The following is a 20,150-nucleotide window of genomic DNA, read 5'->3' on the forward strand; positions in this document are numbered from 1 at the left end:
AAAATCTGTTCCGGAATAGGGCAGAAAAAGTACAAAACAGTTTTAATCCTGCTGAAAACGAATGGAATGGAAAATAAAAAGAGCGTTTTGTTTCCCAAATGATTTTTGTATCTTTGCCGCGGATTCTTCCAATTAGAGTCCCAAACATAGTATCTCACTTAAACGTTTATAGCATGCAACTGTATAACACTTTAAGCGCAGAAGAAAGAGCTCAGCTTATCGACGAAGCGGGCCAACAAAGACTTACTTTGTCTTTCTATGCGTATGCACACATCGAAGATCCGAAAAAATTCAGAGACGATTTATTTTTAGCCTGGAACCCGTTAGGTGTTTTAGGACGTATTTATGTAGCAACCGAAGGGATTAATGCCCAGTTGTCGGTTCCTGCCGATCATTTTTACGAACTTAAAGATACCATCGAAGCCTACGATTTTATGAAAGGCATTCGTTTGAATGTAGCGGTAGAGCATGATGATCACTCGTTTTTGAAGTTGACGATCAAAGTGCGTCACAAAATCGTTGCAGACGGTTTGGACGATAGTACTTTCGATGTAACAAATAAAGGTATACATTTAAAAGCAGCTGATTTTAATGCGATGCTGGAAGATCCGAACACCATTGTAGTGGATTTTAGAAATCACTACGAAAGTGAAATCGGACATTTTGTTGGCGCCATTACGCCCGACGTAGATACGTTTAGAGAATCCTTACCAATTATAGAAGAACAACTTTCCAATCATAAAGAAGATAAAAATCTTTTGATGTACTGTACCGGCGGTATCCGTTGTGAAAAGGCGAGTGCCTTTTTCAGGCACAAAGGATTTAAAAACGTATACCAGCTGGAAGGTGGAATTATTGAATATACACGCCAGGTAAAAGCAGAAGGACTGGAAAGTAAATTTATCGGTAAAAATTTCGTATTTGACCATCGTTTAGGCGAACGTATTACGGATGATATTATTTCTCAGTGTCATCAGTGCGGAAAACCATGCGACAATCATACCAATTGTGCGAACGAAGGTTGTCACCTGTTATTTATTCAGTGTGACGACTGTAAAGCGGCTATGGAAAACTGTTGTTCGTCCGAATGTCAGGAGATTACACATATGACGTTGGTAGAACAGGTGCAGTTACGTCGTGGTATCAAAAATGGGAATATGATTTTCAAAAAAGGAAAATCGGATGCCTTGAAATTTAAAAAATCGGAAACCTCTGCCGAACAACCCTTGGCTGTTGCCGTTGCGGAAAAACCAAAATCAATCCGTCAGCGTATCGCGGTAAAAAAAGTGTTGATCGGAAAAGGCGAACACTACTACCCGAAAGCACAGGTGGGACAATTTACAATCGAAAACGGAGAATTGAACCTTGGAGATGCCATCCTTATTGTTGGTCCGACTACCGGGGAACAAAGAGTAACCGTAGAAAAAATGCAGGTTAACGGAGCTGCTTCCGAAAAAGCAGTTAAAGGAGATAAAGTGACTTTTGCCTTACCGTTCCGTATTCGTTTGTCGGATAAATTGTTTAAAATCACCGAATAAATAGCGATGACAATCTCTGGAAAAATTGAACTCATGGCTCCCGCAGGGAACTTTGAGTCGCTTCAGGCTGCATTGGATAATGGTGCCGATTCGGTGTATTTTGGTGTTGAACAATTAAATATGCGTGCCCGGTCTACGGTGAATTTTACCATCGATGACCTGCCGGAAATCGCCCGACGTTGCGAAGCCAAAAATGTAAGAACCTATCTGACGCTTAACACGATTATATACGATCACGATTTGTCGGTTGTGAAAACATTGTTGACCAAAGCGAAAGAGGCAAATATAACAGCCGTGATTGCCTCCGATCAGGCGGTAATTGCCTCGGCCCGAACCCTGGGAATCGAAGTGCATATTTCAACACAATTGAATGTGACCAATATCGAAACGGTAAAATTCTACAGCCTTTTTGCCGATACCATGGTATTGTCCCGTGAATTGAGTTTACGTCAGGTTAAAAAAATCACCGAGCAAATCGAAAAAGAACAAATCAAAGGACCATCCGGAAATTTGGTAGAAATTGAAATATTCGGTCACGGAGCGTTATGTATGGCGGTATCGGGTAAATGCTATCTGAGCCTGCATTCGCATAACTCCTCGGCCAATCGCGGTGCGTGCAAACAAAACTGCCGAAAAAAATACACGGTTATCGATCAGGAATCCGGATTTGAGATCGAAATTGATAACGAATACATGATGTCGCCAAAAGATTTATGTACGATTGATTTCCTGGATCAGGTAATTGACTCCGGAATACAGGTACTAAAAATTGAAGGACGCGGTCGTGCGCCGGAATATGTGGCAACCGTGATCAAGACATATCGGGAAGCGATTGATGCGTATTACGACAAAACCTATTCCAAAGAAAAAGTTGCCGAATGGATGGAAGCATTGAATACGGTTTACAACCGCGGTTTCTGGTCGGGTTACTATTTAGGTCAGAAACTGGGAGAGTGGAGTGATAATCCGGGATCGAACGCGACACAGAAAAAAGTGTATGTTGGAAAAGGCATGCATTTTTATCAAAAATCCGGTATCGGCGAATTTAAAATCGAAGCCTACGATATTAAAAAAGGAGATACGGTATTAATTACCGGGCCAAGTACCGGAGCGCAGGAAATGATCATTGAAGAAATGTTCGTCAATGATACGGCAACCGATAAAGCTACTCGTGGCGACAGCTGTACGATTAAACTACCGTTCCGTATCCGTTTGTCCGATAAACTGTATAAAATTGTAGAAGCCTGATGGTAATCGTAACCTTACAGCGGAACAAATGCATCGGTTGTAATTATTGTGTCGAAATGGCGCCGGGTCAGTTTCAGATGTCGAAAAAAGACGGAAAAACGGTGCTACTAAAAGCGGTCGATACCAAAGGGTTTCACACCTTAAAATCACCGGATCATACGATAGCCGAAAACTGCGAACTGGCCGCCAAAGCCTGTCCGGTAAACATCATCACGGTAAAAGAAATCTAAAGACCGAATTACTTTATAAAAAGCCTGTTACGTTATAAAAAATGTAACAGGCTTTTAATTTTTTCATAATTTGGAGGTCGCCACCGGGAACGGTATATGAATGATGCTAAAAAATAGTATCTTTACACACAAAAACATTTTACGAACAAGTAGTGACACGGTCACGATCTATATATATTCAAAGCATATGGCATGTACAAACTGTTCCACTGGGAGCGCCAAAGACGGAACTCCTAGGGGATGTAAAAATAATGGAACCTGTGGTACCGACAGTTGTAATAAACTAACGGTTTTCGACTGGTTATCCAACATGAGCCTGCCCGGAGGCCAGGAACCATTCAACTGTGTTGAGGTTCGTTTTAAAAACGGGAGAAAAGAATTTTTCAGGAATGCGGAAAAACTAACCCTAAGTATTGGTGATATTGTCGCTACCGATGCTTCACCGGGACATGATGTGGGAATTGTAACGCTTACGGGAGAACTGGTTAAAATCCAGATGAAGAAAAAAAATGTAGATTCCGAAGGAGAAGTAGCTAAAATTTACCGCAAGGCAACACAAAAAGATATCGATATCTGGATTGAAGCCCGCGATAAGGAAGAGCCGATGAAAGTACGCGCTCGTGAGATTGCCATCAAATTAAATCTGGAAATGAAAATTTCCGATATCGAATTCCAGGGAGATGCTTCCAAAGCGACCTTTTATTATACCGCAAACGACAGAGTCGATTTCCGACAACTGATCAAAGATTTCGCAAAAGAATTTAACACCCGTATCGAAATGAAACAGGTGGGATTCCGTCAGGAAGCGGCGCGTTTAGGCGGTGTAGGTTCTTGCGGACGTGAATTGTGTTGTTCGACCTGGTTAACCGATTTTAGAAGCGTAAATACTGCGGCGGCACGTTACCAGCAATTGTCATTAAATCCACAAAAACTGGCCGGACAATGCGGAAAACTGAAATGCTGTTTAAACTACGAATTGGATACGTATCTGGATGCTTTAAAAGATTTTCCGGAAATGGAAACCAAATTATATACCGAAAAAGGTGACGCGGTTTGTCAGAAACTTGACATCTTTAAAGGTTTAATGTGGTTTGCCTATACGAATGATTTTGCACACTGGCATGTATTACAAATCGAACAGGTAAAGGAAATCATCGCAATCAACAAACAGAAAAAGAAAGTCGCTGCAATCGAAGATTTTGCTATTGAAATCACCGAAGAAGCGGCAGAAAATAACTTCCAAAACGTAGTTGGACAAGACAGTTTAACACGTTTTGATCAACCTAAGAAAAAGAAAAGACCTAATAAAAAACGTAAACCAAACAATTCTTCAAACAATTCTTCAAAAGAAAAAAATGCTCCGAAAAAATAATTTTTTAGTTGTAGGATTACTATCGGTATTATTCTTGTCGTGCGACAAGAGTAGAGTTTTTGATGAATATCAGGAAATAGACGGATCCTGGCATAAAGGCCAGAAAGTAACGTTCGCTTTCGACCAGAACGATACGATAACCAACTATAATATGTTTGTAAACATAAGAAATAACAATAGTTATCCGTTTAATAATTTATTCCTGATTGTATCGATGTTACAGCCGGATGGAGTGACCAAAGTGGATACATTGGAATATCAGATGGCCAAAGAAGACGGAACGCTTCTGGGTGATGGTTTTTCCGATATTAAGGAAAGCAAGTTATGGTATAAAGAAAACTCCCGTTTTCCAAAAGTGGGTAAATATACCGTAAACATTCAGCAGGCGGTTCGCGAAACCGGTAAAGTATCCGGTTTGGATCAATTACAAGGTATTTCGGAAGTTGGATTTAGAATTGAAAAAGCAGAATAACTCAATAAAATGGCACAAAACAATAAAAATCAGAAAGAAGATTTTTCACCTTACGTAAAGAAATTCTGGAAATTTTTTCTTTACGCATTTGGAGGAATCATACTATTCTTCCTTTTTGCTTCATGGGGATTATTCGGAGCGATGCCGTCGTTCGACGAGCTGGAAAACCCGAATTCCAATGTGGCGACCGAAATCATTTCATCAGATGGTGAAACGATCGGTAAATTTTATCTGGAAAACAGAACCCCTATTAAATATGCCGATTTACCGGATCATTTGGTAAAAGCATTGATCGCTACCGAAGACGAACGTTTTTACGAACATTCCGGTATCGATTCCAGAGGAACACTTCGTGCTGTTTTAAGTTTTGGAGGAAGCGGTGGAGCGAGTACGCTTACACAACAGCTGGCCAAATTATTATTCCACGGGGAAGGCTCGAAATTCCTGCCGTTCCGTATTGTTCAGAAAGCGAAAGAGTGGATCATTGCCACCAAACTGGAGCGTCAGTATACCAAACAGGAAATTATCGCGATGTACCTGAACAAAGCCGATTTCGTAAATACCGCAGTAGGAATCCGTTCGGCTGCCAAAGTATATTTCGGAAAAGAACCGAAAGACCTAACGGTAGACGAAGCTGCGATGTTTGTGGGAATGCTTAAAAATCCATCCTTATTTAACCCGATCCGTCGATTGGAAAAAGTAAGAGACCGTCGTAATGTCGTATTGCGTCAGATGGAGAAAAACGATTTCCTGACCAAAGAGAAAAAAGAATATTATCAGAGCCAGCCGATCGTATTAAAATTCACACCGGAAAGTCACATCGAAGGAAAAGCAACGTATTTCAGAGAATACCTGCGTGAATTTATGAAGAAATGGGTAAAAGAAAACCCTAAAAAAGATGGTGGAGGCGAATACGATATCTATCGCGACGGATTAAAAATTTATACCACGATCGATTCCCGTATGCAGGAATATGCCGAAGAAGCGGTAGACGAGCATTTAGCGAATCTTCAGGAAGAATTTTTTATTCAGCAGAAGAAAAACGAAAACGCACCGTTTATCAATATTACATCAGAGGAAACCCGAAAAATCATCGAGCGATCGATGAAAAATTCCGAGCGTTGGCGTATTATGTCTGAAAAAGGAATTGCAGAAGATCAGATCAAAAAATCATTCGATGTCAAAACAAAAATGTCTGTATTTACCTGGAAAGGCGAAAAAGACACTATTATGACTCCGAAAGATTCTATTATCTATTACAAACACTTTTTACAAACCGGAGTAATGGCCATGGAGCCACAAACCGGATATGTAAAAGTTTGGGTAGGAGGAATCAACTACAAACACTTCCAGTACGATCACGTAGGACAGGGAGCGCGTCAGGTGGGATCGACATTTAAACCGTTTGTTTACGCCACAGCGATCGAACAATTAAAAATGTCGCCATGTGATTCCATTTACGATTCACCGTTTACGATGCCAAAAGGGCGTTATGGAATTGATGCCGACTGGACGCCTAAAAACTCCAGTGGAAACTATAGAGGACTGGTAACGTTAAAATCGGCACTGGCCAACTCAATCAATACCGTTTCGGCGAAATTGATGGACAAAGTAGGACCACATGCGGTAGTAGACCTGACTAAAAAATTAGGAGTAAGTTCGAACATTCCGGAGCGTCCGGCAATTGCATTAGGAGCGGTTGAAATCACGGTAAGTGACATGGTAGCGGCCTATAGTACATTTGCCAACCAGGGTGTTTATATGAAACCACAGGTAATTACTAAAATTGAAGATAAAAACGGAGTGGTTTTATACGAATCCATTCCGGAATCAAAAGACGTATTGAGTAAAGACGTATCCTATGCGATTATCAAATTATTGGAAGGGGTAACCGAATCCGGTTCGGGAGCGCGTTTGCGTTATGGATCGGGCGGACCAACCTATAAAAGGGTAACCGGATTACCGTATGCGTTCTTAAACCCGATTGCCGGTAAAACGGGAACCAGTCAGAACAACAGTGACGGATGGTTTATCGGAATGGTACCGAACCTCGCAATGGGTGTCTGGGTTGGAAACGAAGACCGATCGGCGCACTTCAAGAGTACGCAAATGGGTCAGGGAGCTACGATGGCACTTCCAATCTGGGGATTGTTTATGAAAAAATGTTATGCCGACGACAAATTGAATGTTTCGCAGAAACCATTCGAACGACCGGCCAACCTTTCGATAAAAGTAGATTGTTGGGCACCGAAAAAAGTGGTCGACAGTACAGCAGTCGAAGAGCCGACAACAGAAGAATTTGATTTCTAAATACAAAACGCCTTTTTAAAAAGGCGTTTTTTTTATATTTTTAACCAAAATTAAACAACCACGATATGATTAATAAAAAAGTAAGTAGTGTGCAGGAAGCGCTACACGATATAAAAGACGGGCAGACCATTATGTTGGGCGGTTTCGGACTTTGCGGAATTCCGGAAAACAGTATTGCCGAGTTGGTAAAAATGGATGTTACGGATCTGACTTGTATTTCCAACAATGCCGGAGTAGACGATTTTGGATTGGGATTATTATTGCAAAAACGTCAGATTAAAAAAATGATTTCTTCGTATGTAGGTGAAAATGCAGAATTCGAGCGTCAGATGTTGAGCGGTGAATTGGAAGTGGAATTAACGCCACAGGGAACCCTGGCTGAAAAATGTCGTGCGGCACAAGCGGGAATCCCGGCCTTTTTTACACCGGCAGGTTATGGTACCGAAGTAGCCGAAGGGAAAGAAGTACGTGAGTTTAATGGAAAAATGCACGTGATGGAAGAGGCTTATAAAGCCGATTTTGCGATCGTTAAAGCCTGGAAAGGAGACGAAGCCGGAAACCTTATCTTTAAAGGAACGGCACGAAACTTTAACTCCTGTATGGCGGGTGCTGCAAAAATCACAATTGCTGAGGTTGAAGAATTGGTACCGGCCGGAACATTGGATCCGAACCAGATTCATATTCCGGGGATATTCGTAAAACGAATTTTCCAGGGAGAAAAATATGAAAAGAGAATCGAACAACGCACAGTAAGACAAAGACAGTAATCATGGCATTAGATAAAATTGGAATTGCAAAGAGAATTGCACAGGAGTTAAAAGACGGTTATTTTGTTAACCTTGGAATTGGAATCCCGACATTGGTAGCCAACTATATCCCACAGGGAATTAGTGTGGAATTCCAAAGTGAAAACGGAGTTTTGGGTATGGGACCCTTTCCGTTTGAAGGAGATGAAGATGCCGATGTGATCAACGCTGGAAAACAAACCATCACTACATTGCCGGGAGCTTCTTTTTTTGATTCGGCTACAAGTTTCGGAATGATCCGTGGACAACACGTAGATTTAACGATTCTGGGTGCGATGGAAGTATCGGAAAACGGTAATATCGCCAACTGGAAAATTCCGGGGAAAATGGTAAAAGGTATGGGTGGTGCTATGGATTTGGTAGCGTCGGCCGAAAATATTATCGTTGCCATGATGCACGTAAACAAAGCCGGAGAATCTAAAATCTTAAAAGAATGTACGCTACCGCTAACGGGCGTAAAATGCGTGAAAAAAGTAGTAACCGAGTTGGCTGTTATGGAAATCACACCAAACGGATTTAAGCTATTGGAAAGAGCACCGGGCGTAACGGTTGAAGAAATTATCAAGGCTACGGAAGCAAATCTTATTATTGACGGGGATATTCCGGAAATGAAAATTGATTAATACGAAGCCGTATTTTATAAAAAAGCCTGTTCGATTTATTGAACAGGCTTTTTATTTTGATACTGATAAAAACACCTGACAGGTTTCAAAAACCTGTCAGGTGTAAAATTATTTTATAACGTTAATTACCTTTTGGAATAGCGGCAATCAGTTTTTTGGTATATTCTTTTTGCGGATGGGCATAAAGCGCGTCGGCATCGCCGATTTCTTCGATTTTTCCTTTATTCATTACCAACACCTGATCCGACATATATTTAACGACGGCCAGATCGTGGGAAATAAAAATATAGGTAAAGCCGAAATTTTCTTTTAATTCATTGAGCAGATTCAGAACCTGCGCCTGAACGGAAATGTCGAGTGCCGAAACCGATTCATCACAAACAATAATTTTAGGTTGTAAAGCAATCGTACGCGCAATTCCGATCCGTTGCCGTTGACCACCGGAAAATTCATGCGGATAACGGTTAAAATAATCTTCTCCTAAACCAACTCTTTCCAGTAATTCGATTGTTTTTTGTTTGCGTTCGGCATCGTTTTTATATAAGCCGTGTACTTTCATAGGTTCCATTATCGCCTTTCCAACCGGAATCCGGGGATTTAACGAAGAATATGGATCCTGAAAAATAATCTGAATTTCTTTTCGAAGCGTACGGATTTCGGTAGCCGAAAGTTTTGTAATATCTTTTCCTTTATATAAAATATGACCGGCTGTGGCTTTGTCCAACTGCAAAATAGCATTTCCCAACGTGGATTTTCCGCAACCGCTTTCGCCCACAAGGCCTAAGGTTTCGCCTTCATAAATTTTAAAACTAACATCGTCGACGGCTTTAAAGGTTGTTTTTTTACCAAATAAACCGGCTGTCGAGAAATATTCTTTTTCTACGTTCTGCACTTCCAAAATCGGCGTTTGGGCATACATTTTTTTATGATTTTCGGCTCGGTCTTCAGCAGTAATAACAGTTGTGTCGATCGTATCGTTTAAAAAATCCTGAATCGTAGGTAATCGTTTGGCGCGGTATTCCAAAGAAGGACGCGACGCAATCAAGGCTTTGGTATAATTGTGCTGTGGGTTTTTAAAAATCTGTTGTGCTTCGCCCTGTTCTACAATTTCGCCTTTATACATTACCAATACGCGATTGGCAATATCGGAAACCAGCGATAAATCGTGTGAGATAAAAATAATACTCATTCGGGTTTGTTGCTGCAGTTCTTTTAAAAGCTGGATGATTTCTTTTTGTACCGTCACATCCAGTGCCGTAGTAGGCTCGTCGGCAATTAAAATTTTCGGTTTACAGGCAATCGCCATAGCGATCATTACACGCTGTTTTTGTCCGCCCGAAATTTGGTGCGGGTATTTTGTATAAATAACCTCGGGATTGGGTAATTTCACCTTTTCAAATAGTGAAAGCACTTCCTGTCGGATTTCTTTTTGCGATAAATGGGTATGTTGTGCCAGAATTTCGGCCACTTGCGGACCACATTTTAGCGATGGATTTAACGAACTCATAGGCTCCTGGAAAATCATGGCAATATCATTTCCTTTTAAATTTTGCCATTCTTTTTCGGATAAAGCAGCGATATTTTTACCGTCCAAAATAATTTCGCCTTCGCTAACTTTTGAAATCGCTTTGGGTAAAAGTCCCATAATGGCCAGTGAGGTTACCGATTTTCCGGATCCGGATTCGCCAACAATGCCCAGAATTTCATTTTCATACAGGTCAAACCGGCTGTTTTTGACAATAGGTGTCCAGTTTCCTTCTTTGCGGAACGAAACCGTTACATTTTGTAGTTGTAAAAGAGGCGCTTTCATTAGTGCAAATGTAGTTAAACAAAGACGATTTCGTCTTCCACCAGTAAATCTTCCCGGCGAAAACGCAACAGGATCTGCGCTACGGCAATGACGTCTTTTTCGCAATAGCGAATAATCCGGTCGATATCTTTTTCGACATGATACACATGGCCTACCTGACTACCGTCGATGTCATCTTTTGGTGACGGAATACCCAGAATGTTCGTGAGTAATTTTAAAGATGTAAAATGTTTAAAATCGCCAAATTTCCATAATTCCATCGTATCCAGATGTGGTACTTCCCACGGTTTTTTTCCGAAAAGATTCAGTTTGGGAGGAATGGATATCCCATTGATAACCATTCGGCGGGCGATAAACGGAAAATCGAATTCCTTGGCATTATGACCACAGAGTATATGTTGCGGCTGGTTAAAATGATTTGCCAGCAAATTGCTAAAATCTTTTAAGATTTTGATTTCCTCGCCAAAAAAGGACGTTACCCTAAAATGGCGGATGTCGTTGCGAAAGGTAAAATAACCCACCGATATACAGATTATTTTTCCGAACTCGGCCCAGATTCCGGCACGTTCGTAAAATTCTTCCGGAGTAAAATCGTCTTTACGCTGGTATTGTGTTTTCAGACTGTACAGTTCCTGTTTGGTTTCATCCAAGGCGTTAAAGTTTTCTTCTTCGGGAACGGTTTCAATATCCAGAAAAAGAATGTTTTCCAATCTTATTTTTTCTAACATGGCGTATAGTGTATTCTGTTATTTTCTTTTTTCAAGCATTTTATAGGCTTCGCCCACATAGACATAAAAATCGTTGCTATGCGGATCGGTTTCGGTTTGCAAGCCTTTTAGATGACCTAGACGGACAATAATAACATTGTCTTCCGGAACAACGATAACGAATTGTCCCAAATGACCTCTCATATAGTACATTTTTTTGCCAAGATAATTATGCAACCACCATCCATAGCCATATTCCGGTGATTCCGGAAAACGCGGTGTAATCGATTTTGCTACAAAAGTACTATCCAGCAATTGTTTGCCGTTCCACTTTCCGTTTTGTTGGTACAATTTTCCGAAACGGGCAAAATCGCGGGCATTGCTGGCAATGCAACAGTAGGCTTTTTCAATTCCGTCGGGTGCATGATCCAATTGCCATAAGGCTTCGTTTTCGGCCCCCATGGGTTGCCAGAAATTTTTAGACATATAATCCGACAAATATTCACCGGTGGCTTTTTCGATAACCATTGCGAGCAACTCGGTCGCGCCACTCAGGTATTTAAAGCTTTTTCCGGGCGCTTCGTTTACTTCCAGTCCTAAGATAACCTTTTTCAGATCGTTGTCAAAATAAGCGCGGGTTACAATGGAAAAAGGACTATAATAATGTTCGTCCCAGCTTAAGCCGGAAGCCATGGAGGACAAATCGCCTACCGTAACCTCTTTGGCATATTTTCCTTTTAATTCCGGGAAGAAGTCGGATACTTTCTGATCGAGACTTTTAATTTTTCCATCCATGATTGCTTTTCCCAAACAAGCCGAAACAATACTCTTAGCCATCGAAAAAGAATTGGATTTGGAATCTTTTCCGTAGCCGTCGAAATAACTTTCGTGCCAGATACTGTCATTTTTGATGATCAGATAGGCAACGGATTGAAGCTCCTTATGGGTTTTGTTGAGTGTTTCCGTAGCGGGAACGCTGTTATAATCTTTGGCGATTGCCCACGGTTGTGCGGTTCCTTTTTTGATTTCGCGGTTTGGAAATTCCTTATAATCATCCAGAAAAGCAGTGGTATATCCTTTGAAATAAATAGTCCTGACCGCGCGAAGTAAATAATCGACATCGAAAATATACATCAGGATAATGATACCGGTAAGGAGGATTAAAAACCACAGCAGGAATTTTTTCAGAAACTTCATAAGCACGGAATTTGTAACGTATCTTACGAATTTAAGGAAATTATCGGATTTTTTTCGGTTTCGGAAGGATTTAAAAAAGGCTTTCCTGTTTTACGGGATTTTCGTGTTCCAATAGCCATTGTTTCCGCCATAATCCGCCGGCATAACCGGTTAGCGAACCATCGGAACCAATTACTCTGTGACAGGGAACGACAATCCAAATCGGATTTTTACCATTGGCAGCAGCCACCGCCCGAATGGCTTTTACATCGCCCAGTTTTTTGGATAATTCGAGATAGGACATGGTTTTACCGTAGGGGATTTCCAAAAGTGCCTGCCATACTTTTTGCTGGAAATCGGTACCCTTTGGATTGAGTGTAAAGGTGAACGCTTTTCGTTGCCCGTCAAAATATTCGTTTAGTTGGGAAACGACTTCCTGAAAATGCTCCGGAATACTTTCGGAAACCAATCCGTCCTGATGCACCGATATAACGGAAATACCGTTTGCATCGCCTTCTATTTTTGCGATTCCAAGGGGTGTATTTATAAAAATAGTGTCCATAGCGTAAAGGTACCGGTTTCGTTTTTGGCTTGCAAATCAAAAGTTTGCACAAAAAAACCGGTTTTACAACCGGCATTTTCTATTCTTATTTCGCGTGACTCAATATATAGGCTTCCAAAGCTACCAATTCTTCTTCGGGAAGGTTTTTGGTAATGGCAAAATTGGTTTTCATCACCGAATATTGCGACGGATCGACAATGGGATCTCCTTTTTCTTTTAGGAAATTGACAATACTGGCGCCTTTTTCTTTATAGATTTTAGCGATTTCGGCAATACTGGGTCCAATCACTTTCTGATCGGGTTTATGACAGGAATAACACATCCCTTTACCATCGAAAACCTCCTGACCTAATTCCAGCGTTAACTGGGCTTGCGTTTTTTTAACTTCCGGATACAGGCTTTCTTTTTTTTCTTCTTTTTTGTTACAAGCAGCTAAAAGTGCCATGCAACCCAGGATAAGTATGCTCTTTTTCATGGGATTACTGCATTAATTTAGCGGCTTCTTTCGCAAAATAAGTCGAAATAATATTGGCTCCGGCTCTTTTGATGCAATGTAACTGCTCCATCATGATTTTATCGTGATCTAACCACCCTTTTTCGGCAGCGGCTTTGACCATGGCATATTCTCCGGATACCTGGTATACGGCAACCGGTACGTTTACGGTGTCTTTTATTTCCCGAACAATGTCAAGATAGGCAATTCCGGGTTTTACCATTACGATATCGGCACCTTCTTCCACATCGTGTAAAGCTTCTTTAATGGCCTCGATACGGTTGGCATAGTCCATCTGGTAGGTTTTTTTATCCCCAAATCCAGGTGCGCTATCCAGGGCATCGCGGAAAGGTCCGTAGAAAGAAGAGGCATATTTGGCGCTGTAACTCATAATTCCCACATCGTGGAAACCACTTTCTTCCAGTGCTTTACGGATTGCCAGTACGCGACCGTCCATCATATCGCTTGGCGCAACAAAATCGGCACCGGCTTCGGCATGGCTCACGCTCATACGGGTAAGCGCATCCACAGTGGCATCGTTTAAGATTTGTCCGTTTTCGACAATTCCGTCATGTCCGTAGATGGAATAGGGATCCAGTGCTACATCGGGCATTACAATCATTCCCGGAACGGCATCTTTAATAGCGCGGATCGTTTGTTGCATCAGTCCGTCTTTATTCCAGGCTTCCTTACCGGTATTGTCTTTTAAGTTATCGCTCACTTTTACATAGATATTGACCGCTTTAATACCCAGATCCCATAATTCTTTTACTTCTTTAACGGTTAGATCCAGCGAACGACGGTAGATACCCGGCATTGAAGGAATTTCGATACTAACGTCTTTTCCTTCTGCCACAAACATCGGGAACATAAAATCAGTAGGGCTTAATGAGGTTTCGCGAACTAACGAACGGATAGCGTCATTGGTTCTGAGGCGTCTATTTCGGTGTAATGGAAACATAATAACGTGTTTTTAGTGTGTCGCAAATTTAGGTATTTAAAACGGCATTTGCGATTTCGGTCATTGCATTAGAATAAGTTTAACACAGGCGCAAAAAAAAGAGCCTCAATCGAGGCTCTTAGTGTTTTAATTCGGTCTTGTGGGGTGAGTGGTCGGACACAGTAAGGAGTAAATTCCGCTTCGGTCCGGATCGGTAATATCGTTTCCGTTTCCGCCTCTTATTTTAGAACAGTCGCTTTTTGATAGTTCAACAATTGATGTTTTTTTGAACGCAAGTAAATTGTTTTTTGTAGTTTTCATGATGTGTGGGTTTTTATTTGTTGATTCAAAACTAGACCTAAATACCTGATAATCAAAGTGAAGTATGCCTAAATTTATAAAAAAAATACCGTTTTTTAATTTTGTAAACATTTGTGAATCAGTTTGTTATAAATAAATTTTTCTTAATAAAAAAATGTTATTTTTGTTATACAAAAACCTGTTAAAATATGTTGCTTTCCCTACTAAAAAGAGTTTTTCTTTGTGCATTTCTATTGAGTTTTCAATTGATTTCAGCAACAGATACAAAGAATCAGTTAAAAGATTCTATTCAAAAACATATTTACAGCAATCCGGCGCTGGCCAAAAAATACATTCATCGCTACCTGTCGATTAGCGAAAAGCAAAAAGAAGACAACGATGTGATCATCGCCTATAATTATTTAGGATATGTATGTATGACGTTATCGGAAACCGATAGCGCTTTTTATTTTTGTGACAAAGCGATTATCAAGGCCTACGGGGCGAATAATCAGAATCTGGTTTTACGCGCCAAAATCAACAAGGCAAGTTTACTCTACCAGACGTATAATTTTGAGCAGGCTTTATTGTTGTATAACGAAGCACTTCAACTGGCTAATAAATTAAAAGATTCCTATAGTGTTCGGAGCATCAGTATTAGTATTGCGAATATCAAATACGAAATCGGAAAACACAGTGAAGCACTGGCGGTTTTTAAAAAATATCTGAATAACAGTGATGTTTCCAATTCGGAGCGCGCGTCTCTCGAACTGAAGATAGCCAAGACGTATCTGAAAATGAACCAACCGGATTCGTCGCTGATCTATATAAAAAAGGGGTTGAGTTATTGTAAAGAGGCGAATGATAAAGAACTGGAAGTGTATTTTCTGAATGTAAAAGGATTAAGTTTTTTAAAGAAAAAAGACTATAAGGATACCGAAGCGATATTGAATGAGGCCTTACAAAAAGCGATTAAAATCAAAAACAAACGGATTGAAGCTACGGTAATGCTGAGTCAGGCGGGTTTAATGAGCGAACAGCAGCAGTATAATAAATCGAATCAGGTATTAAAGGCAGGATTAACCAAGCAGGATAAATCGGAATTTGCTCCGGAGGAACTTACGGATTATTACAAATTGCTGGCCGAGAACTACAAAGCGGTGGATAGCATTGGGCAATCCAACTTTTATTATCAGAAGTTTATCGATGAAAATTCCAAAAAATCAACAAAAAAAATCGGAACACTGGAAGATTTGCATAAAATCGACATCGAAAAGATCGATCAGGAAAAGACGGATGAGGTAAAACAAAAAAACATCCTGATAGTTGCGGTTTTATTGTTAATTGGGTTTTTAGGCTTTTTCTACTTCCGAAGCAAGAGAAACGCAAGGGTTAATCAGGAGAAATTTGAGATCCTGATTGGGAAGATCAACGATTTTGAAGCTAAAAAACTATTAGAAGAGCAGGAAAAGACAACAAAGAGTACGGCAAAAGAAGATATTCTTGAAAGTCAGCTGATCCCGAACATCACCATTAGCAAAGAAGAAGACATAATAGAAGCGGATGAGCCTATAGAAACAGAAGAACTTCAGGAAGAACCGCTTCAAGCGCATGAAACTTTTGATACAGAAACCGAAACGGTCATTCATCAGGATGTAGTTCCTAACGATGCTACCTTTATCATTAAGGATGAACGGGTTAATGATATTCTGGAGAAGCTGGAAAAACTCCAGGAAAAGAAATATTTCCTCCGACAGGACTGTACGTTGCATAATGTGGCTAAAAAATTAAAAACCAATACGGCCTATCTGTCCAAAATTGTGAATAATGAGCTTGGAAAAAGCTTTAGTACCTATATTAACGAGCTACGAATTAACTATGTGATATTGGAGTTAAAGAACAATTCGAAGCTGCGGGCTTACTCGGTAAATTCGATTGCGGATGAGATTGGATATAAAAGTTCCGACTCTTTTACCAAATATTTTAAGGCCGCAACAGGTATTACACCGTCGATTTACATCAAAAAAATAGAAGAAATGAAACATAAAGAAGAAAGTGCATTATAAAATGATATTTTTTATAATAAACTAATAATCAATATTTTAAACCTTTAAATGATGCCTGTTTTTTTATAAAAATAGGCATTGTTCGTTTGTGGGAGAAAAAAAAACGGCTTTACTTTGTCCTGTTGATGAATGAGAAATGAAATGATTTAATCAAAACATTTTAAAAACATTAACGGATGGGTTTTTAGGTAGCGAAAGTATTTTTAATATGAGTAGCTACTCAAAAAACACAAAAAGCATAAAAAATAAAACAGAGCGTGGAAGGCCCTGTTTTATAGAATGAATTACAAAACGAAATCCAACAAATTATAGGTTGGAGTATCTTTACAAAGATAACTTTTTATTTATTAAAGCCAAGCTTTGATACAAAAAGTTCCCACCTTTTTAGAGACTCACTCACTCCCTTCTTTCGTTGGTAAATTTTAAGCCCTTATTGGGTAAAATGGTCAGGATCCGACTTGTATCGGTTCCGTATAAACCGAATTTATTCAGGCCTTATGGTGCTGTTCGAATGGTTGCAACAAAACCATACGTATGCTCATTACAAACTGAAAATTAATGGCGTTCCAGGAATGAAAATGATTTCATTTCAATGGATGTAAAAGCAGAAAATTTAAAATGAACCATGAAAACGAAAAAAATGATCAACCCGTCGCGATTTAAAAAGCACACCATCGTCGAATTGAACGACGAAGCGGTACAAGAATCCCGATTTTATGCTTCGGTGAAGCGATTTTTTAGGGCTGTAATCCGATTTTTTACAGCAAAGCCTCAAAAAAAGCAATAGCCGGCTGATCAGATTCCTCGTGGTTATGATTGCATTCAAAAAGTATTTTGAACAGGATATCTATTAACTAAATAAAACGAGAATTATGAAAAATCAAAGAACTGACATGCTGTTCTTCTATAAAAGTTCCCTGGTTGAACTTAATGGAGGAGAATTAAAGAAAATCAACGGTGGCGGTGGTACAGAGGTACTGCTAACAAACAATCCATTGAGCTGCACGTTTTGTGTGAACTCAAGTAAAGGCCACTATACGACCGAATTAAACCCTATGGTAGGACCACTATAGTGGATTTTGGATACCCAAAAAGCAAATTTTAACCAATATTAATAACTCTTACACATTTTAAATCATGAAAAAAGTAAACAAAAGCGTACTTACTTTTAAGAAAAGTTCAGTAGCAGAATTAGAGCCATCAGCAATGCGTAACGTAGTAGGTGGCGGAACAACAATCGTTGAAGAGCAAACAACCATCATTTGTGGTGACTGTATTCCGGTTCCGGGACCTATCAGAACGATAATTAAAGCACAGTTCTAATCAGCACTTTTAAAGAGGAAAAACCGTGCTAACCGGTTGTAATACTACCTTGACAGCGGTTTTTCCTTCAAAAAAATCATTAAAAAACACTAAAAAACATAACCTTATGAAAACGACAAAACACAACAACGGTCTTGACTTTGCAAAAAATGCAATAGTAGAATTGAACGACAACCAGTTACAAAGCGTAAACGGCGGATCGATGGATGCCATCATCAATTATATTGGTGATAAGATTAAAGATATGATGAAACCTCAAGTATAAAACGACAATCTTATGAAAACGACAAAACACAACAACGGTCTTGACTTTGCAAAAAATGCAATAGTAGAATTGAACGACAACCAGTTACAAAGCGTAAACGGTGGATCGATGGATGCTATCATCAATTACATTGGCGATAAGATAAAAGATATGATAAAACCTCAGGTTTAAGCGACAGCCTTATGAAAACAACACACACAACAAACCGATTGCTGTTCGCTAAAAATGACATTGTGGAATTAAACACTATCGAAATGACAGCAATTAATGGCGGTAGTACCATTATGGGAGGCGACACCTGTACCGGATGTGTATGCATCTCCGTTATCGGAACCATTATGCAGTTGGAAGCACTGTAAACAAAATCACCCTTTTAGACCATTAGAATTCAGAATGTGAGCAGCTATAGCTGTTTGGCAACAGGATAACTATGGCTATGACAAAACAACTAAAAAATAAAAAACAGTAGTATGAAAACACAAGTAACAAACAAACTGGCATTTAAATCGAATGCAGTTATAGAGCTGGATTTAGCAACAATGAATCAGGTAATTGGTGGTGCAACAACCTTTATTTGCGGTGATTGCGTTGTAATTACGAGTCGTATTGAAAAATCACTGGACTTCTAATACAGTCCGAAATACAAACACTATTCCTGAAATAGTACAATAGAAATCGAACAACAAAAAAGAAAACCTTATGAAAACACAAGCAACAAATAAGCTTGCATTCCAATCGAATGCAATTGTAGAACTGGATTTAGCAACAATGAATCAGGTAAATGGCGGCGCGACAACCTTCGTATGCGGAGAATGTGTAGTGATTACCAGCCGTATTAAAAACGTAATGGAGATCAACTAAAAAAACAAAACATCATGAAAACACAAGTAACAAACAAACTTGCATTCCAATCGAATGCTGTTGCAGAACTGGATTTAGCAACGATGAACCAGGTAATTGGTGGCGCAACAACCTTTATTTGCGGTGATTGCGTAGTGATTACCAGTCGTATCGAGGAAGTACAATTCTAATCCCGGTTGCTTTTCCGGAGCGAACAGCAATAGCTGGAAAATCGGAGTGAAACAACTAAAAAAATAAAGTTATGAAAAAGAAAACCATCAGTAAGCTGGCATTCAATACCATGACCTTGGTTGAATTAAATGAACCGAAAATGGCATCCATTATCGGAGGAACAGTAACCATTGCAGGAGGAACATCTTTAGTTATGATCACGATGTATACGGCCATCAATAAAGTAGTGCGCTAAACTATAACGCAATCTCATAAAAACGCAAAAAATAAACTTTCAACAGAAAGCAGCGCCATTATTGAATTGGATCCGATAGTTATATCGTAAATGTGCCTGTCGGGACATAAAAAAGCATCATCCGCGAACCATAGCAAACGGGCAATTATAACCCGATGATAGAAGGGAATCGTACGTTGCAACCATGCAGCACCAACCAATTCTGTCCGTTTGCCAGTCGTTCCGGGGATCAAAAACAACTGACAGGATAAGAGTAAATAAAACGGATAAACCTAAAAAGAAAAAACATGAAAAAACAAACGAACAACGGACTAATGTTCCGTAAAAATTCACTGGTTGAATTAAACGAACAAACAATGAACTCCATTGCCGGAGGAACCGGAATCTTTGCCACAATCGTTGTCGGGTCAACCTCACTGGTTCTGACTGTTGGGACACCAGAAGACATGACTTTATTGTAAAAACAAACGGACATGAAAAAAGCAGCAACACACCAACTTGCGTTTACCAAAAAATCGGTAACGGAGTTAAACGAACAAACGATGGCAACCATTGCAGGAGGGACACTCACACCGTCGAGTACCTCACTGATCACAATGACGTTCCAAACGATTACCGAAAAATTTGATAACAACTAAAAAC

The 20,150-nt window shown here is 39.9% G+C and carries 27 protein-coding genes; 21 read left to right on the forward strand and 6 right to left on the reverse strand.

What is annotated here, in order from left to right; translation table 11 throughout:
* The first annotated feature begins 173 nt into the window (after nt 1–173).
* The 8 genes from AAFN64_RS00095 to AAFN64_RS00130 all read left to right on the forward strand — a co-directional run bounded on the left by AAFN64_RS00095 (nt 174) and on the right by AAFN64_RS00130 (nt 8,599).
* On the forward strand, nt 174–1,538 hold the full coding sequence (locus AAFN64_RS00095) for a rhodanese-related sulfurtransferase (protein WP_300487605.1): 1,365 nt from the start codon (nt 174–176) through the stop codon (nt 1,536–1,538).
* A gap of 6 nt (nt 1,539–1,544) precedes the next feature.
* Nucleotides 1,545–2,786: a peptidase U32 family protein gene (locus AAFN64_RS00100; RefSeq protein ID WP_300487608.1), complete on the forward strand. Its 1,242-nt coding sequence runs from the start codon at nt 1,545–1,547 to the stop codon at nt 2,784–2,786.
* Entirely contained in the window at nt 2,786–3,016 is a 231-nt protein-coding gene (locus AAFN64_RS00105; protein WP_136403557.1) for a ferredoxin, read from the forward strand. Before AAFN64_RS00100 ends, AAFN64_RS00105 begins: the two co-directional genes overlap by 1 nt.
* A gap of 187 nt (nt 3,017–3,203) precedes the next feature.
* Complete coding sequence (gene ricT, locus AAFN64_RS00110; protein WP_347758792.1) at nt 3,204–4,388, forward strand: regulatory iron-sulfur-containing complex subunit RicT; 1,185 nt, start codon at nt 3,204–3,206, stop codon at nt 4,386–4,388.
* The gene (locus AAFN64_RS00115; RefSeq protein ID WP_300487616.1) at nt 4,372–4,860 is read left to right on the forward strand and encodes a gliding motility lipoprotein GldH; all 489 of its coding nucleotides are present in this window, start codon (nt 4,372–4,374) and stop codon (nt 4,858–4,860) included. The genes ricT and AAFN64_RS00115 overlap by 17 nt, the downstream gene beginning before the upstream one ends.
* A 9-nt stretch (nt 4,861–4,869) precedes the next feature.
* The gene (locus AAFN64_RS00120; RefSeq protein ID WP_300487619.1) at nt 4,870–7,170 is read left to right on the forward strand and encodes a PBP1A family penicillin-binding protein; all 2,301 of its coding nucleotides are present in this window, start codon (nt 4,870–4,872) and stop codon (nt 7,168–7,170) included.
* Nucleotides 7,171–7,235: 65 nt separating this feature from the next.
* A complete protein-coding gene (locus AAFN64_RS00125; RefSeq protein WP_300487622.1) occupies nt 7,236–7,937 on the forward strand; it encodes a CoA transferase subunit A in 702 nt (233 codons plus the stop codon).
* A gap of 2 nt (nt 7,938–7,939) precedes the next feature.
* Nucleotides 7,940–8,599 (forward strand): CoA transferase subunit B, encoded by a 660-nt coding sequence (locus AAFN64_RS00130; protein ID WP_300487625.1) that lies wholly within the window; start codon nt 7,940–7,942, stop codon nt 8,597–8,599.
* Between the two features lie 121 nt (nt 8,600–8,720).
* Here AAFN64_RS00130 and AAFN64_RS00135 read toward each other — a convergent pair whose 3' ends face one another.
* The 6 genes from AAFN64_RS00135 to hemB all read right to left on the reverse strand — a co-directional run bounded on the left by AAFN64_RS00135 (nt 8,721) and on the right by hemB (nt 14,308).
* Nucleotides 8,721–10,409, reverse strand: a complete 1,689-nt coding sequence (locus AAFN64_RS00135; protein ID WP_347758795.1) for an ABC transporter ATP-binding protein — start codon at nt 10,407–10,409, stop codon at nt 8,721–8,723.
* A gap of 14 nt (nt 10,410–10,423) precedes the next feature.
* Nucleotides 10,424–11,137, reverse strand: coding sequence for a 3'-5' exonuclease (locus AAFN64_RS00140; protein WP_300487631.1), 714 nt, complete (start codon nt 11,135–11,137; stop codon nt 10,424–10,426).
* Between the two features lie 18 nt (nt 11,138–11,155).
* Complete coding sequence (locus AAFN64_RS00145) at nt 11,156–12,313, reverse strand: serine hydrolase (RefSeq protein WP_347758797.1); 1,158 nt, start codon at nt 12,311–12,313, stop codon at nt 11,156–11,158.
* Between the two features lie 70 nt (nt 12,314–12,383).
* On the reverse strand, nt 12,384–12,854 hold the full coding sequence (locus AAFN64_RS00150) for a methylated-DNA--[protein]-cysteine S-methyltransferase (protein ID WP_347758799.1): 471 nt from the start codon (nt 12,852–12,854) through the stop codon (nt 12,384–12,386).
* A gap of 85 nt (nt 12,855–12,939) precedes the next feature.
* Nucleotides 12,940–13,329 (reverse strand): c-type cytochrome, encoded by a 390-nt coding sequence (locus AAFN64_RS00155; protein WP_347758800.1) that lies wholly within the window; start codon nt 13,327–13,329, stop codon nt 12,940–12,942.
* A gap of 4 nt (nt 13,330–13,333) precedes the next feature.
* Nucleotides 13,334–14,308: a porphobilinogen synthase gene (hemB, locus tag AAFN64_RS00160; RefSeq protein ID WP_300487640.1), complete on the reverse strand. Its 975-nt coding sequence runs from the start codon at nt 14,306–14,308 to the stop codon at nt 13,334–13,336.
* A 545-nt stretch (nt 14,309–14,853) separates the two neighbouring features.
* Between hemB and AAFN64_RS00165 the strand changes: the two genes are divergently transcribed.
* The 13 genes from AAFN64_RS00165 to AAFN64_RS00225 all read left to right on the forward strand — a co-directional run bounded on the left by AAFN64_RS00165 (nt 14,854) and on the right by AAFN64_RS00225 (nt 20,146).
* Nucleotides 14,854–16,653 (forward strand): helix-turn-helix domain-containing protein, encoded by a 1,800-nt coding sequence (locus tag AAFN64_RS00165; protein WP_347758802.1) that lies wholly within the window; start codon nt 14,854–14,856, stop codon nt 16,651–16,653.
* 625 nt (nt 16,654–17,278) lie between these two features.
* Nucleotides 17,279–17,440 carry a hypothetical protein gene (locus AAFN64_RS00170; protein WP_300487645.1) on the forward strand — a complete coding sequence of 54 codons (162 nt, stop codon included), beginning with the start codon at nt 17,279–17,281 and terminating at the stop codon, nt 17,438–17,440.
* An 85-nt stretch (nt 17,441–17,525) separates the two neighbouring features.
* On the forward strand, nt 17,526–17,726 hold the full coding sequence (locus tag AAFN64_RS00175; RefSeq protein ID WP_347758805.1) for a hypothetical protein: 201 nt from the start codon (nt 17,526–17,528) through the stop codon (nt 17,724–17,726).
* A gap of 64 nt (nt 17,727–17,790) precedes the next feature.
* On the forward strand, nt 17,791–17,976 hold the full coding sequence (locus AAFN64_RS00180; protein WP_347758807.1) for a class I lanthipeptide: 186 nt from the start codon (nt 17,791–17,793) through the stop codon (nt 17,974–17,976).
* A 106-nt stretch (nt 17,977–18,082) separates the two neighbouring features.
* Nucleotides 18,083–18,241, forward strand: coding sequence for a class I lanthipeptide (locus AAFN64_RS00185; protein ID WP_347758809.1), 159 nt, complete (start codon nt 18,083–18,085; stop codon nt 18,239–18,241).
* Between the two features lie 12 nt (nt 18,242–18,253).
* A complete protein-coding gene (locus AAFN64_RS00190) occupies nt 18,254–18,412 on the forward strand; it encodes a class I lanthipeptide (RefSeq protein WP_347758810.1) in 159 nt (52 codons plus the stop codon).
* Nucleotides 18,413–18,423: 11 nt separating this feature from the next.
* Nucleotides 18,424–18,600 carry a hypothetical protein gene (locus AAFN64_RS00195; protein ID WP_347758812.1) on the forward strand — a complete coding sequence of 59 codons (177 nt, stop codon included), beginning with the start codon at nt 18,424–18,426 and terminating at the stop codon, nt 18,598–18,600.
* 111 nt (nt 18,601–18,711) lie between these two features.
* Complete coding sequence (locus tag AAFN64_RS00200) at nt 18,712–18,870, forward strand: hypothetical protein (RefSeq protein ID WP_347758813.1); 159 nt, start codon at nt 18,712–18,714, stop codon at nt 18,868–18,870.
* Between the two features lie 70 nt (nt 18,871–18,940).
* Nucleotides 18,941–19,102, forward strand: coding sequence for a hypothetical protein (locus tag AAFN64_RS00205; protein WP_347758814.1), 162 nt, complete (start codon nt 18,941–18,943; stop codon nt 19,100–19,102).
* Nucleotides 19,103–19,116: 14 nt separating this feature from the next.
* Nucleotides 19,117–19,272 (forward strand): hypothetical protein, encoded by a 156-nt coding sequence (locus AAFN64_RS00210; protein WP_347758816.1) that lies wholly within the window; start codon nt 19,117–19,119, stop codon nt 19,270–19,272.
* Between the two features lie 71 nt (nt 19,273–19,343).
* A complete protein-coding gene (locus AAFN64_RS00215) occupies nt 19,344–19,508 on the forward strand; it encodes a class I lanthipeptide (RefSeq protein WP_347758818.1) in 165 nt (54 codons plus the stop codon).
* A 287-nt stretch (nt 19,509–19,795) separates the two neighbouring features.
* Nucleotides 19,796–19,969, forward strand: coding sequence for a class I lanthipeptide (locus tag AAFN64_RS00220; protein WP_347758819.1), 174 nt, complete (start codon nt 19,796–19,798; stop codon nt 19,967–19,969).
* Nucleotides 19,970–19,981: 12 nt separating this feature from the next.
* Nucleotides 19,982–20,146 (forward strand): class I lanthipeptide, encoded by a 165-nt coding sequence (locus AAFN64_RS00225; RefSeq protein ID WP_347758820.1) that lies wholly within the window; start codon nt 19,982–19,984, stop codon nt 20,144–20,146.
* Nucleotides 20,147–20,150 lie beyond the last annotated feature (4 nt).

Source organism: Flavobacterium sp. CAU 1735 (assembly GCF_039888695.1).
GTDB lineage: Bacteria > Bacteroidota > Bacteroidia > Flavobacteriales > Flavobacteriaceae > Flavobacterium.

Excerpts from the sequence above, each read along its gene's own strand:
- AAFN64_RS00190 (WP_347758810.1), top strand. The coding sequence starts at position 18,254 with ATGAAAACGACAAAACACAACAACGGTCTTGACTTTGCAAAAAATGCA.
- ricT (WP_347758792.1), top strand. The coding sequence starts at position 3,204 with ATGGCATGTACAAACTGTTCCACTGGGAGCGCCAAAGACGGAACTCCT.
- AAFN64_RS00115 (WP_300487616.1), top strand. The coding sequence starts at position 4,372 with ATGCTCCGAAAAAATAATTTTTTAGTTGTAGGATTACTATCGGTATTA.
- AAFN64_RS00200 (WP_347758813.1), top strand. The coding sequence starts at position 18,712 with ATGAAAACACAAGTAACAAACAAACTGGCATTTAAATCGAATGCAGTT.
- AAFN64_RS00170 (WP_300487645.1), top strand. The coding sequence starts at position 17,279 with ATGAAAACGAAAAAAATGATCAACCCGTCGCGATTTAAAAAGCACACC.
- AAFN64_RS00180 (WP_347758807.1), top strand. The coding sequence starts at position 17,791 with ATGAAAAAAGTAAACAAAAGCGTACTTACTTTTAAGAAAAGTTCAGTA.
- AAFN64_RS00100 (WP_300487608.1), top strand. The coding sequence starts at position 1,545 with ATGACAATCTCTGGAAAAATTGAACTCATGGCTCCCGCAGGGAACTTT.
- AAFN64_RS00220 (WP_347758819.1), top strand. The coding sequence starts at position 19,796 with ATGAAAAAACAAACGAACAACGGACTAATGTTCCGTAAAAATTCACTG.
- AAFN64_RS00185 (WP_347758809.1), top strand. The coding sequence starts at position 18,083 with ATGAAAACGACAAAACACAACAACGGTCTTGACTTTGCAAAAAATGCA.
- AAFN64_RS00175 (WP_347758805.1), top strand. The coding sequence starts at position 17,526 with ATGAAAAATCAAAGAACTGACATGCTGTTCTTCTATAAAAGTTCCCTG.
- AAFN64_RS00195 (WP_347758812.1), top strand. The coding sequence starts at position 18,424 with ATGAAAACAACACACACAACAAACCGATTGCTGTTCGCTAAAAATGAC.
- AAFN64_RS00145 (WP_347758797.1), bottom strand. The coding sequence starts at position 12,313 with ATGAAGTTTCTGAAAAAATTCCTGCTGTGGTTTTTAATCCTCCTTACC.
- AAFN64_RS00205 (WP_347758814.1), top strand. The coding sequence starts at position 18,941 with ATGAAAACACAAGCAACAAATAAGCTTGCATTCCAATCGAATGCAATT.
- AAFN64_RS00130 (WP_300487625.1), top strand. The coding sequence starts at position 7,940 with ATGGCATTAGATAAAATTGGAATTGCAAAGAGAATTGCACAGGAGTTA.
- AAFN64_RS00140 (WP_300487631.1), bottom strand. The coding sequence starts at position 11,137 with ATGTTAGAAAAAATAAGATTGGAAAACATTCTTTTTCTGGATATTGAA.
- AAFN64_RS00125 (WP_300487622.1), top strand. The coding sequence starts at position 7,236 with ATGATTAATAAAAAAGTAAGTAGTGTGCAGGAAGCGCTACACGATATA.
- AAFN64_RS00095 (WP_300487605.1), top strand. The coding sequence starts at position 174 with ATGCAACTGTATAACACTTTAAGCGCAGAAGAAAGAGCTCAGCTTATC.
- AAFN64_RS00105 (WP_136403557.1), top strand. The coding sequence starts at position 2,786 with ATGGTAATCGTAACCTTACAGCGGAACAAATGCATCGGTTGTAATTAT.
- AAFN64_RS00135 (WP_347758795.1), bottom strand. The coding sequence starts at position 10,409 with ATGAAAGCGCCTCTTTTACAACTACAAAATGTAACGGTTTCGTTCCGC.
- hemB (WP_300487640.1), bottom strand. The coding sequence starts at position 14,308 with ATGTTTCCATTACACCGAAATAGACGCCTCAGAACCAATGACGCTATC.
- AAFN64_RS00210 (WP_347758816.1), top strand. The coding sequence starts at position 19,117 with ATGAAAACACAAGTAACAAACAAACTTGCATTCCAATCGAATGCTGTT.
- AAFN64_RS00150 (WP_347758799.1), bottom strand. The coding sequence starts at position 12,854 with ATGGACACTATTTTTATAAATACACCCCTTGGAATCGCAAAAATAGAA.
- AAFN64_RS00215 (WP_347758818.1), top strand. The coding sequence starts at position 19,344 with ATGAAAAAGAAAACCATCAGTAAGCTGGCATTCAATACCATGACCTTG.
- AAFN64_RS00225 (WP_347758820.1), top strand. The coding sequence starts at position 19,982 with ATGAAAAAAGCAGCAACACACCAACTTGCGTTTACCAAAAAATCGGTA.
- AAFN64_RS00155 (WP_347758800.1), bottom strand. The coding sequence starts at position 13,329 with ATGAAAAAGAGCATACTTATCCTGGGTTGCATGGCACTTTTAGCTGCT.
- AAFN64_RS00120 (WP_300487619.1), top strand. The coding sequence starts at position 4,870 with ATGGCACAAAACAATAAAAATCAGAAAGAAGATTTTTCACCTTACGTA.